Here is a 12,094-nt window from a genome sequence, read left to right as displayed (position 1 = left end):
GGCCTGGGCCCCGACCTTCGGTAACCCCCAAGGGCTCAGCCGACGGTGTCGAACTGATCCTTGATGTAGCGGATTTCGCTGCGTCCGTGAGGCGCTGGCAGGCCATCTTCGCCGAGGTTGACGAATACCAGCTTGTCCACGGTGAGGATGCTCTTGCGGGTGATCTTGTTGCGCACTTCGCAGGTCAGGGTGATGGAAGTACGCCCGAATTCGGTGGCGGTGATGCCCAGCTCGATGATGTCGCCCTGGCGCGAAGCGCTGACGAAGTTGATCTCGGAGATGTACTTGGTCACCACGCGCTGATTGCCCAACTGGACGATGGCGTAGATGGCCGCTTCCTCGTCGATCCAGCGCAGCAGGCTGCCACCGAACAAAGTGCCGTTGGGGTTGAGGTCTTCGGGTTTTACCCATTTGCGCGTATGAAAATTCATGCTTGCTCCTCTGTTCTTCACCTAAGTGGCTCGAATCATGGCAGACCGCGGCGCCCGGCTCCATTGAGCTTTGCCTATGAATACCATTATCGATCCGGCGCTGATCGTCAGAAATACTTTGGCAGCTGGGCACATCGCTATATAATCGCCACCGATTCACCCAACGGCCTTTTTCACTCCCGGCCGTTCCCGCCACCCGTCCGAGGGGCGCTGCAGCAGGCTGGACCTGTCAGGCTCGGATGGGGCGTTGTCCCTTCAGGCCTTGCCTGGGGACGCCAAACGCACACAACGGCGCCCATTCGAACCTTACGAATGGAGGCTCTTAATGAGCGCTGTACTTACGCCTGCTGGTTTTTCCGATTTCAAAGTCGCCGACATCTCCCTGGCTGCCTGGGGCCGTCGCGAAACCATCATTGCCGAGTCGGAAATGCCCGCACTGATGGGCCTGCGCCGCAAATATGCCGGCCAGCTGCCGCTCCAGGGTGCGAAGATCCTGGGTTGCATCCACATGACCATCCAGACCGCCGTGCTGATCGAGACCCTGGTCGCCCTGGGTGCCGAAGTGCGCTGGTCCTCGTGCAACATCTTCTCCACCCAGGACCAGGCCGCTGCAGCCATCGCTGCCGCTGGTATCCCGGTGTTCGCCTGGAAAGGTGAAACCGAGGAAGAATACGAGTGGTGCATCGAGCAGACCATCCTCAAGGACGGCCAGCCATGGGATGCCAACATGATCCTGGACGACGGCGGCGACCTGACCGAAATCCTGCACAAGAAATACCCGGCCATGCTGGACAAGGTCCACGGCGTGACCGAAGAAACCACCACTGGCGTACACCGCCTGCTGGACATGCTGGCCAAGGGCGAACTGAAGATCCCGGCCATCAACGTCAACGACTCGGTGACCAAGAGCAAGAACGACAACAAGTACGGCTGCCGTCACAGCCTCAACGACGCCATCAAGCGCGGCACCGACCACCTGCTGTCGGGCAAGCAGGCGCTGGTGATCGGCTACGGTGACGTGGGCAAGGGCTCGGCCCAGTCGCTGCGTCAGGAAGGCATGATCGTCAAGGTTTCCGAAGTCGACCCGATCTGCGCCATGCAGGCCTGCATGGATGGCTACGAGCTGGTTTCGCCATTCGTCGACGGCATCAACGACGGCACCGAAGCAAGCATCGACAAGGCACTGCTGGGCAAGATCGACCTGATCGTCACCACCACCGGTAACGTCAACGTCTGCGATGCCAACATGCTCAAGGCGCTGAAGAAGCGTGCCGTGGTTTGCAACATCGGGCACTTCGACAACGAAATCGACACCGCTTTCATGCGCAAGAACTGGGCATGGGAAGAGGTGAAGCCGCAGGTGCACAAGATCCACCGCACCGGTGCCGGCAGTTTCGACGCGCAGAACGACGACTACCTGATCCTGCTGGCCGAAGGCCGTCTGGTTAACCTGGGCAATGCCACCGGTCACCCAAGCCGCATCATGGACGGCTCGTTCGCCAACCAGGTGCTGGCGCAGATCTTCCTGTTCGAGCAGAAATACGCCGACCTGGACGCCAACGGCAAGGCTGCGCGCCTGACCGTCGAAGTGCTGCCGAAGAAACTCGACGAGGAAGTGGCCCTGGAAATGGTCCGCGGCTTCGGCGGCGTGGTCACCCAGCTGACCCAGCAGCAGGCCGACTACATTGGCGTCACCGTCGAAGGTCCGTTCAAGCCAGAAGCCTATCGCTACTAAGCTTCTGCACCGTTGATACGGCGGGCCAGTCAACCCTGGCCCGCTCGATGGGTTTACCGAGAAACTGCCATGTCTCAAGATCGTCCCTTAAGCTTCGAGTTCTTTCCGACCAAGACCGATGCCGGGCATGAAAAGCTGATGGGCGTTGCCCGCCAGTTGGCTGCCTACAAACCCGATTTCTTTTCCTGCACCTACGGCGCCGGCGGTTCGACCCGCGACCGTACGCTGAATACCGTTCTGCAGCTGGAAAACGAAGTCAATGTTCCCGCCGCTCCGCACCTGTCGTGCGTGGGCGACAGCAAGCAGGACCTGCGTGGTCTGCTTGACCAGTACAAAGCGGCCGGCATCAAGCGCATCGTTGCCCTGCGCGGCGACCTGCCTTCGGGCATGGGCATGTCCAGCGGCGAGCTGCGCCATGCCAACGACCTGGTCGAGTTCATTCGCGCCGAAACCGGCGACCACTTCCACATCGAAGTGGCGGCCTACCCGGAGATGCATCCGCAGGCGCGCAACTTCGAAGATGACCTGGTCAACTTCGCACGCAAGGCCAATGCCGGCGCCAGCAGCGCAATCACTCAGTACTTCTTCAACGCCGACAGCTACTTCTACTTCGTCGAGCGCGTGCAGAAGCTGGGCGTGAACATTCCGATCGTGCCCGGCATCATGCCGATCACCAACTACAGCAAGCTGGCGCGTTTCTCCGACGCCTGCGGCGCAGAAATCCCGCGCTGGGTGCGCAAGCAGCTGGAAGCCTACGGCGATGACGTGAAAAGCATCCAGGCGTTCGGCGAGCAAGTGATCACGCAGATGTGTGAGCGTTTGTTGCAGGGCGGCGCACCGGGCCTGCATTTCTATACCCTTAACCAGGCAGAACCCAGCCTGGCCGTATGGAACAATCTGAAACTCAGCAGCTGAGTCTTCTCAGGCGGCCACAGGGCCTCGGCACATTGCCGGGGCCTTTTTTCGTCGTTCATCAGCATCAGAATCAGGTCCATGGTCACTCAAACCCGCTCTTCTCGCCCGCAACTGGTCTACCTCGTGTTCGGTGCCGACACCTATCACCGGGAAGCCGTCTTCAGCATCTGCAGCGCCCTGGCGCGTCTACGGGAAACGCCCGGTCACCGCATCGATATCCAGGTGTTCACCGACGACCCCGCGCCCTACGGCGACCTGCCGGTACGCGTGCGCAATTTCGACGCGGCCACCCGTGAGGCGTGGATGCAACCGCACGGTTACCACTTCCGCATCAAGCACATGGCGCTGCTCGAAGTGCTGCGCGAATCCGAAGTCGCTCTGCTGATCGACACCGATACCTTCTTCCATCAATCGCCGCTGGCGCTGTTCGAGCGCATCGCGCCGGGGAGCCTGCTGTGCAACGCGATCGGTATCCGCTATGGCGACTGCCGGGAAAGCGTGCTGTACAGCGCATTGAGCGAAGAACTGCAGGCGCGCGGCCTGGCCGATGACCAGATGCCCCTGATCAACTCCGGGGTGATCGGCCTGCATGCCGACGATGCCTGCCTGCTCGAGCGCTCGATCGAGCTGATGGACGACCTGTACCCGCGGGCCCAGGGTGCCTACATCCTGGAGGAGTTCTGCCTGGGCATCGCCGCCTACCGGCACTACGCCCTGCGTGAATGCACCGACCTGATCCACCATTACTGGAGCCGCAAGCAGCTGTTCCGGGCCAAGGTCATGGCGTGGCTGCGCAAGCACCAAAACGTGCCGCTCGATCCTGCTGCGCTGGACGATACCCGGCAGGTCACCGCCCAGTTGCCGCGTCCGCCCGCTGCGCAACGCCTGCTGTTCAAGGCCGTGACCCTGCTGCTGCCCGGTCATCAGCGGCAGTTCGTGCGCGAAGTGCTGTATGGCTGCTATCCCCATGCCAACGAGTTCGATCAGGCCTGCGCGCCCGTCTGGTGGGAAAAGGCTCAGGACAACGTCGAGCGGCGCATGCGCACGCCGCTGCAGCCGCGGCAACTGGAACAGTGGCTGGGGCATCCCGGCGTTCGTTTACTGCTGGGCCGCCGCCGCAGCTCCATCTATCAGCACCTGACGAGCCGGCAAAAGTCCTGAAAGCCCGGCGCAGACCTTTTCAAGCGGAGCCAGCCGTCGTAATCTCCGGCCCATGGTTGCCATCCTCCGCTCGTTGCCCTCTGCGCTTCTCCTTTGCTGGTGCCTGCAGGCCCACGGCGAAACGCTGCGCATCGTCACCGATTCATGGGCGCCCTACGCCTTCGAGGAAAACGGTAAGGCGCAGGGAATCGACTACGACATCACGGCGCTGATCTTCGAGCGCCTGGGCATTCAAGTGCAGTGGCAATTCCTGCCGTGGAAACGCTGCCTGGCCATGCTCGATCAAGGCCAGGCCGACGGCATCCTCGATATTTTCCAGACCAACGAACGCGATGCCAGCCTGTTCTATCCCAGGGAGCCGCTGTCGGAGGTGGAATGGGTGTTCTACCAGGCCAACGATCGCCCTCACCCCGTGCAGAGCATGGCCGACCTCAAGGGGCTGACCGTGGGCATAACGGCGGGGTACGACTACGGTGACGAGTTCGCCCAGGCGCCTGGCGTGATCCGCGAGAGCGGACCCAGCCAGGAAGCCAACTTCGGCAAGCTGGCCAAGGCACGCATCGACCTGCTGATCACCGACCGCCGGGTGGGCGAATACACCGTCAAGCGTCTGGGCATGGAGCAGCGGGTCAGTCGGCTGCCCATGGAGATCGGCAGCAATCCGCAGTTTCTGGCGGTACGCCGCGGCGCCGGGATGGACCTGCTGGTGCAGCGCTTCGCCGCGGAACTGCGCCGATTCAAACAGGAGCCGGCCTACGCGCAGTTGCTGGCACGCTATGCCGACGCGCCAATGAGTGGTAAAACGCTACCTTCCGCTGCGCCGCAGATACTGCGGCAACCGCCCGCGAGCACCGCTGGGCAGCGTGAAAGCAGCGCAATGTGATTGCTCTGTTATACTCGGCCCTTGTGCCAGGCTTACGTCCGGCCGCTCGGCCTTGCCAAGGCCTCTCGAAGCACCTGCCAGCTGGGCTTGCGCCCGCGCACCGCTTCGTGAAGCCCCCTTTGCAACCCCAGCAGGACCGGACGCGACAGTGTCATCACACACCCGTCGCGCCAGGCAAGATTATCCCTCGGGCATAAGCCCCTACTAGAACAGGATTACTCATGTCCTTTGCTTCCCTCGGTCTCTCCGAGGCTCTAGTCCGCGCCATCGAGGCAGCGGGCTACACCCAGCCCACACCGGTGCAACAGCGGGCCATTCCCGCCGTGTTGCAAGGCCGCGACCTGATGGTTGCCGCTCAGACAGGTACAGGTAAGACCGGCGGTTTCGCCCTTCCGATTCTGGAACGGCTGTTCCCAGGTGGTCACCCGGACAAATCCCAACGTCATGGCCCGCGCCAACCGCGCGTGCTGGTCCTGACCCCGACGCGCGAGCTCGCCGCCCAGGTTCACGACAGCTTCAAGACCTATGCCCGCGACCTGAAATTCGTCAGCGCCTGTATCTTCGGCGGTGTCGGCATGAACCCGCAGGTTCAGGCCATGTCCCGCGGTGTCGATGTGCTGGTGGCCTGCCCCGGTCGTCTGCTCGACCTGTGTGGCCAGGGCAGTGTCGATCTGTCCCACGTTGAAATCCTCGTGCTCGACGAAGCCGACCGCATGCTCGACATGGGCTTCGTGCACGACGTCAAGAAAGTGCTCTCGCGCCTGCCGTCCAAGCGTCAGAACCTGCTGTTCTCGGCGACGTTCTCCAAGGACATCACCGACCTCGCCGGCAAGCTGCTGCACAACCCCGAGCGCATCGAAGTCACGCCGCCCAATACCACGGTCGAACGCATCGAGCAGCGCGTCTATCGCCTGGCCTCGAGCCACAAGCGCTCGCTGCTGGCGCACCTGATCACTCAGGGCGCATGGGAGCAGGTGCTGGTGTTCACCCGTACCAAGCACGGCGCCAACCGCCTGGCCGAGTACCTGGAGAAGCATGGCCTGAGCGCTGTGGCCATCCACGGCAACAAGAGCCAGAACGCACGCACCAAGGCCCTGGCCGACTTCAAGGCCGGCGCCGTACGCATCATGGTTGCCACCGACATCGCTGCCCGTGGCCTGGACATCGACCAGTTGCCCCACGTGGTCAACTTCGAGCTGCCCAACGTCGACGAAGACTACGTGCACCGCATTGGCCGTACTGGCCGTGCCGGTCGCAGTGGCGAAGCGATCTCGCTGGTCGCGCCGGACGAAGAGAAGCTGCTCAAGAGCATCGAGCGCATGACCAAGCAGAAGATCCCGGACGGTGATCTGATGGGGTTCGATGCCAGCACCGTGGAAGCGGAAAAACCCGAGGTGCGTGAACGCCCTCAGGCCAACAATGCCCGCGGCGCTCGCGCGCCACGCGGCGACGGCAGCAGCAATGCCGGTGGTGGACGCAAGGACAAAGGGAAGGACAAAGGCAAGGAAAAGCCCGCCGGGGCGCGTTCTGAACGCCAACCCCGTGACCAGAAGCCACGCCAGCCCCAAGCTGCGCGCCCGGCCGTAGAATCGACTGCTTCCGCCAACCGTGCGCCGGACGAATTCCTCGATGACGAAGTGGACAACTTCGGCAACCGTGCGGATTACGTCAGCCCCTATCAGGGCAAGAACCAGGGCCGCGGTCGTCGTCCGGGCGCTTCGGCTCCGGCCGGTGCTGCCGCGCCTGCAGCCGCGCCTCGCCAGGGTCGTCCTGCCGGTAGCGCGCCGCGCAGCGGCGGTGCCGCGCGTCCGGCTGGCACCGGTGACAACGCTGGTGCCAAGCGTGGCCCGCGCAGCAACGGGGGTGGCGCGCGTGACGGCCAGCCCCGTCGCGAAAGCAATCCGCGCAACCGCCGCCCGGCGCGTGACGAGCAACCACGCCAGGAACCGGTGGTAGCTGACTCGCGCAACCCGAGCCAACCGGTGATCGTGCACAAGGAATCGAAGATCGATCGTTTCCCGACTGCCGAGCAGCTGGAGCAATTGCCAAGCCGGCCACGGGGTGAAAAGCCTGCGCTGCTGACGCGTAACCGCGAAGGCTGAGCATGAGGTAGGCAGGCCCGCCGCCCTGTGGGAGCGGGCTCTGCCCGCGAAGGTTTCAGCACTCCNAATAACTTACTTCGCTTTCACGCCTTCAAACGTGAAGTACAGCTCGACGGTGTCCGACTGTGGACCCAGGTCCATCGACTTGGGCGCGAAGTCCTTGCGGTTGATCGACGTGGTGCCTTCGAAACCGGCACGGTAGCCGCCCCATGGATCCTTGCCTTCACCCAGGAAGGTGGCCTTGATCACGACTGGCTTGGTCACGCCGTGCAGGGTCAGATCGCCAGTCACGTCGGCAGTGGTCTTGCCATCGGCGCTTTTGCCGGTCGGCTTGACGCTGGTGGACTTGAAGGTAGCCTCGGGAAACGCGGCGACGTCCAGGAAGTCCTTGCTGCTGATGTGCTTGTCGCGTTCGGCGTGGTTGGTGAACACGCTGGCAGTCTTCAAGGTCACGTCGATCTTCGAGTCTTCAGGCTTGGCTGCATCGAAGCTGAACGAGCCATCGAAGTCCTTGAAGGTACCGGTGATGAAGCTGTAGCCCAGGTGGCTGATCTTGAAGTCGACGAAAGCGTGCTGGCCTTCCTTGTCGATCTTGTAGTCGGCGGCCATGGCCTGGCCTGCGGTGAACAAGGCAGAGCCAATGGCGAGTGCGGCAAGAGTCTTTTTCAGCATAGAAAGCATTCCTCTGGAAAATTGATAGGTACAGCGGTCAAGCTTTGCGACCCAGCATACGGATGAGGGTTGCATCACGATCGATGAAGTGGTGTTTCAATGCGGCCAGGCCATGCAATACGGCGAATATCACCAATACCCAGGCCAGGTAGAAATGCACGGTACCGGCGGTTTCCGCCTGATCGGGCAACCCACTGACCAATGCCGGAATCTCGAACAGTCCGAACACGGGAATCCCCACGCCGTCGGCCGTCGAGATCAGGTAACCGGCGCTCATCACCAGGAACAGGTCCACATAGAGAAACAGGTGGCCCAGATGAGCCGCAGTGCGGGTGAGCTTGCCTTGATTGGGTGTAGCGGGCGGCGGCGGGCTGATGAAGCGCCAGACCACGCGCAGCAGCATGAAGAAGAACAGTACCAGACCGATGCTCTTGTGCAGGTCGGGACCGGCCTTGCGCCATGGGTCGTAATAGCCCAGGCCAACCATCCACAGCCCCAGGGCGAAAAGCCCGAACACGGTCAGCGCTACGCCCCAGTGCAGAACGATGCTGACCCAGCCATAGCGAGAAGTGGAATTACGTAGCTGCATGTGCCTGGACCCTGTAAGAACTGCGCTCAAGATGACTGACTCACCTATCGAATTAAAGCGGAAAATCTCGCTTTGAAATATCGATAAAGTCGATTAAGTCAGTATTAAGCGCAGTGCTGTCGGTGACCAGGGTGCAGCAATAGCACGTTGAAGGCTCGCCGCCGCCCTGTGGGAAAGGCGACGGCGAGGGTGTGAAACCTACGGCTGTACTGCAGGCTTTTTCGCTTCTGTCTTGTTTTTCGGTTCGACCGGCTTCTTGGCCACAGGCTTCTTCACCTCGGCTTTCTTCGTCTCCGGTTTCTTGGTGTCGACCTTTTTCACCGGTGCGGCCTTCTTCACAGGCTCGGCCTTGACCGGCGCTGGCGCGGGCACCACCACAGGTACCGGGGCGGGCGTTGGTGCTGGCGCAGGTATTGGTGCAGGCGCAGGCGCAGGTGCTGGCTCGACCGGCTTGGCCACCGGCGTCTCGCCCCCGCCAAACCATTTGGAGAAGAACCCAGGCTTGCTGTCCACGGCCTTCGCCGGCACGGCCACTGGCGGAACCACTTTGACCGGCTCGAAGGATTTACCCGCTGCCAGGTCCACAACCTGGCCCGCGGCGTGCTGGCCACTGCGCAGGGCACCTTCCAGCGTGCCTGGGTACAGCGAATCGGTATGCTCACCGGCGAAAGCGATGCGCTGCTGCGGCTTTTCCCAGACCTTCCAGAACTTGCTGATCTGCCCCGGCCCGTAGGCCAGGTAGGCACCACCGTAGGAAGGATCGACACTGTAGCGACGGATTTCATAGCCGGTGAAGGCACCGCGTGCCTGAGGATAGAACGCGTGCAGGCGGATCAACACCTGGTCGACCATCTGCTTGTCGCCAAAGGCCTGCAGCAGGCGAGCGTTGTCACCGGACAGGTTGACCACCACGTTGGCGCCGCCTTTCAACGCTGGCTCGATCCACAACATGCCCAGACCGGTGTTGCTGTAGATCTCTCCGGACATGCGCGCCTTGCTGTCCCACACCGGCGTCTTGAACTTGAGCAGCAACTGGTCGCGCCAACCGTAGTTGGTGCCTTTGATCGCGGCCAATTGACGATTGTCCAGCGCCGGAGTGAAAGCGATCTTGCCCAGCGCACGCAAGGGGATGGCCAGCACCACGTAACTGGCCTGGTAACCCACCGCGCCGACCTTGACGGTCACGCCGTCCTTGTCCTGACTGATGGCCGAGACCGGCGAATCGGTCTTGATGGTCTTGATCTGTTTGACGAAGGCCTGAGCGAGCACGGGGCTGCCGCCAATCAAGCGTGAAGCGCGCAGATCGCGATCGTCGATGTCCTGGTAGACGCGGCTTTGCTGGGCGAAATACAGCAGCGACAGACGCGATGGTTCGTCATAGCGCGTACGAATTTTCTGATTGATAAGCTGCCGTGCCGTGGCGGGCAGTTGCAGGCGGTCCAGCCAGTTGGACACGTTGATCTGGTCCAGGGCGAACAAGGTGCTGGTCGCGCCGGGGTTTTCCGGGTCCTTGACCGAGCGGGCCAGGTCATCCAGGGTTTTCTCGTAGCGCTTGAGCGCCTCGGCAGTGGCCGGCTGCTTGGTGGCCAGGTCGGCGGCGGTGAAGTATTCGCCGTCGATCAGGTAGCCGGGGTTGCGGACGTATTCCGGCGCCGGCTGGGTGGCCAGCTTGAAGGTGTTCACATAGCCGTTGAGCACCGGCTGGATCTTGCTGCCGCCGATCCACTCGCTGGTGGCCAGGCCCGAGCGGCCGCCAAGGCTGGGGCGCGCCTCGAGCAAGGTCACCTGCCAGCCCTTTGCCTGCAGCTCGTAGGCGGCTGTGAGCCCCGCCAGACCGCCGCCGACGACGATCGCCGTCTGTGCCTTGTCATTGCCCAACGCCTGCGCGCTGAACAGCCCCACCACTATCAGCGCCCAAGCGCGCAACCAACCAGCAGACATGCAGAGAACTCCGGCAGAGCAAGCGATATGGCCGGATCATGCCCCGGCAATGGCAAAGTGCCGCGCAGCATACGCCAGCGCCATACTGCCCGCCAGCGCCGCCATCGAGCATGTTTGGGTTGTGAGCCGAGGCCTCATTGCATAGGCTTGCGCGACTGTTTGCCAAGCGTGTTGCCGCGGGAGAAAAAGATGGGACTCAACGATCAGTGGATGAAGCGCGACCTCGAGGTCTTGTGGCATCCCTGTACCCAGATGAAAGACCACGAGCGCCTGCCGCTGATCCCGATCAAGCGCGGTGAAGGCGTATGGCTTGAAGACTTCGAGGGCAAGCGTTACCTGGACGCGGTCAGCTCCTGGTGGGTCAATGTGTTCGGGCACGCCAACCCGCGCATCAATCAGCGCATCAAGGATCAGGTCGACCAGCTGGAACACGTGATCCTGGCCGGCTTCAGCCATCAGCCGGTGATCGAGCTGTCCGAGCGGCTGGTCAAGATGACGCCCGAGGGCCTGACCCGCTGCTTCTACGCCGACAACGGCTCGTCGTGCATCGAAGTCGCGCTGAAGATGAGCTTTCACTACTGGGTCAACCGCGGCCAGCCGAACAAGCAGCGCTTCGTCACGCTGACCAACAGCTATCACGGCGAAACCATTGCGGCGATGTCGGTTGGTGACGTGCCGCTGTTCACCGAAACCTACAAGCCGCTGCTGCTCGACACCTTGAAAGTGCCGAGCCCGGACTGCTACCTGCGGCCCGAAGGGGTAAGTTGGGAGGCGCATTCGCGCACGCTGTTCCAGGCCATGGAACACACCCTGGCCGAGCACCATGAAAGTATTGCTGCGGTGATCATCGAACCGTTGATCCAGGGCGCTGGCGGCATGCGCATGTATCACCCGGTGTACCTCAAGCTGTTGCGCGAGGCGTGCGACCGCTACGGCGTGCACCTGATCCACGACGAAATCGCGGTGGGCTTTGGCCGTACCGGAACGATGTTCGCCTGCGAACAGGCCGGCATCCGTCCGGATTTCCTGTGCCTGTCCAAGGCGCTGACCGGGGGCTACCTGCCGCTGGCCGCCTGTGTGACGACCGATGACGTCTACAGCGCTTTCTACGACGACTACCCGACCCTGCGCGCTTTCCTGCATTCGCACAGCTACACCGGCAATCCGCTGGCCTGTGCCGCGGCGCTGGCGACACTGGACATATTCGAGCAGGACAACGTCATCGAGAACAACCGCGCCCTGGCCGAGCGCATGGCCAGCGCCACGGCGCACCTCGTCGATCATGCCCATGTGGCGGAAGTGCGCCAGACCGGCATGGTCCTGGCCATCGAAATGGTCCAGGACAAGGCCAGCAAAACCGCCTACCCCTGGCAGGAACGGCGCGGATTGAAAGTATTTAACCACGCACTCGAACGTGGCGCGTTGCTGCGGCCGCTGGGCAGTGTGGTGTATTTCCTGCCGCCCTATGTGATCACGCCCGAGCAGATCGACTTCCTGGCCGAGGTGGCCAGCGAGGGGATCGATATCGCCACGCGCAGCAGCGTGAGCGTGCAGGTAGCCGAAGATTTCCACCCCGGGTTTCGCGATCCGGGTTGAGTAGGACGTCGCCTGTACCAGTGCTTTCGCGGCCACTGACCGCTCCTACAAGGGCACACCCTGCAACCG

10 protein-coding genes and 1 riboswitch are annotated in these 12,094 nt (G+C 62.4%); of the genes, 6 read left to right on the top strand and 4 right to left on the bottom strand.

Annotated elements, in window-relative coordinates; genetic code table 11:
* Window positions 1–35 precede the first annotated feature (35 nt).
* The gene (locus IFT76_RS14005) at window positions 36–431 is read right to left on the bottom strand and encodes an acyl-CoA thioesterase (protein ID WP_122480552.1); all 396 of its coding nucleotides are present in this window, start codon (window positions 429–431) and stop codon (window positions 36–38) included.
* A gap of 196 nt (window positions 432–627) precedes the next feature.
* Window positions 628–735: riboswitch (S-adenosyl-L-homocysteine riboswitch) on the top strand.
* Between the two features lie 21 nt (window positions 736–756).
* On the opposite strand from IFT76_RS14005, the gene ahcY reads away from it, so the two are divergent.
* From ahcY to IFT76_RS13980, 5 genes are all read left to right on the top strand, one after another.
* Window positions 757–2,166, top strand: coding sequence for an adenosylhomocysteinase (ahcY, locus tag IFT76_RS14000; RefSeq protein ID WP_192058916.1), 1,410 nt, complete (start codon window positions 757–759; stop codon window positions 2,164–2,166).
* 69 nt (window positions 2,167–2,235) lie between these two features.
* Window positions 2,236–3,081 (top strand): methylenetetrahydrofolate reductase [NAD(P)H], encoded by an 846-nt coding sequence (gene metF, locus IFT76_RS13995; protein ID WP_122480554.1) that lies wholly within the window; start codon window positions 2,236–2,238, stop codon window positions 3,079–3,081.
* Between the two features lie 78 nt (window positions 3,082–3,159).
* Entirely contained in the window at window positions 3,160–4,242 is a 1,083-nt protein-coding gene (locus tag IFT76_RS13990) for a hypothetical protein (protein ID WP_122480555.1), read from the top strand.
* Window positions 4,243–4,294: 52 nt separating this feature from the next.
* Window positions 4,295–5,125, top strand: a complete 831-nt coding sequence (locus tag IFT76_RS13985) for a substrate-binding periplasmic protein (protein ID WP_192058915.1) — start codon at window positions 4,295–4,297, stop codon at window positions 5,123–5,125.
* 221 nt (window positions 5,126–5,346) lie between these two features.
* The gene (locus IFT76_RS13980; protein ID WP_192058913.1) at window positions 5,347–7,227 is read left to right on the top strand and encodes a DEAD/DEAH box helicase; all 1,881 of its coding nucleotides are present in this window, start codon (window positions 5,347–5,349) and stop codon (window positions 7,225–7,227) included.
* Between the two features lie 72 nt (window positions 7,228–7,299).
* Here the strand turns inward: IFT76_RS13980 and IFT76_RS13975 are convergent, their stop codons facing one another.
* From IFT76_RS13975 to IFT76_RS13965, 3 genes are all read right to left on the bottom strand, one after another.
* Window positions 7,300–7,899, bottom strand: coding sequence for a YceI family protein (locus tag IFT76_RS13975; protein WP_122480558.1), 600 nt, complete (start codon window positions 7,897–7,899; stop codon window positions 7,300–7,302).
* Window positions 7,900–7,936: 37 nt separating this feature from the next.
* Window positions 7,937–8,488: a cytochrome b gene (locus tag IFT76_RS13970; RefSeq protein WP_122480559.1), complete on the bottom strand. Its 552-nt coding sequence runs from the start codon at window positions 8,486–8,488 to the stop codon at window positions 7,937–7,939.
* A gap of 198 nt (window positions 8,489–8,686) precedes the next feature.
* Window positions 8,687–10,429 (bottom strand): FAD-dependent oxidoreductase, encoded by a 1,743-nt coding sequence (locus IFT76_RS13965; RefSeq protein WP_192058910.1) that lies wholly within the window; start codon window positions 10,427–10,429, stop codon window positions 8,687–8,689.
* Window positions 10,430–10,618: 189 nt separating this feature from the next.
* Here IFT76_RS13965 and IFT76_RS13960 point away from each other — a divergent pair, with 189 nt between their 5' ends.
* On the top strand, window positions 10,619–12,025 hold the full coding sequence (locus tag IFT76_RS13960) for an adenosylmethionine--8-amino-7-oxononanoate transaminase (RefSeq protein WP_185794880.1): 1,407 nt from the start codon (window positions 10,619–10,621) through the stop codon (window positions 12,023–12,025).
* The last annotated feature ends 69 nt before the right edge of the window (window positions 12,026–12,094 follow it).

The organism is Pseudomonas sp. CFBP 13727, assembly GCF_014841915.1.
Classification (GTDB): Bacteria; Pseudomonadota; Gammaproteobacteria; order Pseudomonadales; family Pseudomonadaceae; genus Aquipseudomonas; species Aquipseudomonas baltica.
Note: the sequence above shows the minus strand (reverse complement) of the source record. Positions and strands in the feature narration are given on the sequence as shown.

Excerpts from the sequence above, each read along its gene's own strand:
- IFT76_RS13965 (WP_192058910.1), bottom strand. The coding sequence starts at position 10,429 with ATGTCTGCTGGTTGGTTGCGCGCTTGGGCGCTGATAGTGGTGGGGCTG.
- IFT76_RS13970 (WP_122480559.1), bottom strand. The coding sequence starts at position 8,488 with ATGCAGCTACGTAATTCCACTTCTCGCTATGGCTGGGTCAGCATCGTT.
- IFT76_RS13980 (WP_192058913.1), top strand. The coding sequence starts at position 5,347 with ATGTCCTTTGCTTCCCTCGGTCTCTCCGAGGCTCTAGTCCGCGCCATC.
- IFT76_RS14005 (WP_122480552.1), bottom strand. The coding sequence starts at position 431 with ATGAATTTTCATACGCGCAAATGGGTAAAACCCGAAGACCTCAACCCC.
- IFT76_RS13960 (WP_185794880.1), top strand. The coding sequence starts at position 10,619 with ATGGGACTCAACGATCAGTGGATGAAGCGCGACCTCGAGGTCTTGTGG.
- IFT76_RS13990 (WP_122480555.1), top strand. The coding sequence starts at position 3,160 with ATGGTCACTCAAACCCGCTCTTCTCGCCCGCAACTGGTCTACCTCGTG.
- ahcY (WP_192058916.1), top strand. The coding sequence starts at position 757 with ATGAGCGCTGTACTTACGCCTGCTGGTTTTTCCGATTTCAAAGTCGCC.
- IFT76_RS13975 (WP_122480558.1), bottom strand. The coding sequence starts at position 7,899 with ATGCTGAAAAAGACTCTTGCCGCACTCGCCATTGGCTCTGCCTTGTTC.
- metF (WP_122480554.1), top strand. The coding sequence starts at position 2,236 with ATGTCTCAAGATCGTCCCTTAAGCTTCGAGTTCTTTCCGACCAAGACC.
- IFT76_RS13985 (WP_192058915.1), top strand. The coding sequence starts at position 4,295 with ATGGTTGCCATCCTCCGCTCGTTGCCCTCTGCGCTTCTCCTTTGCTGG.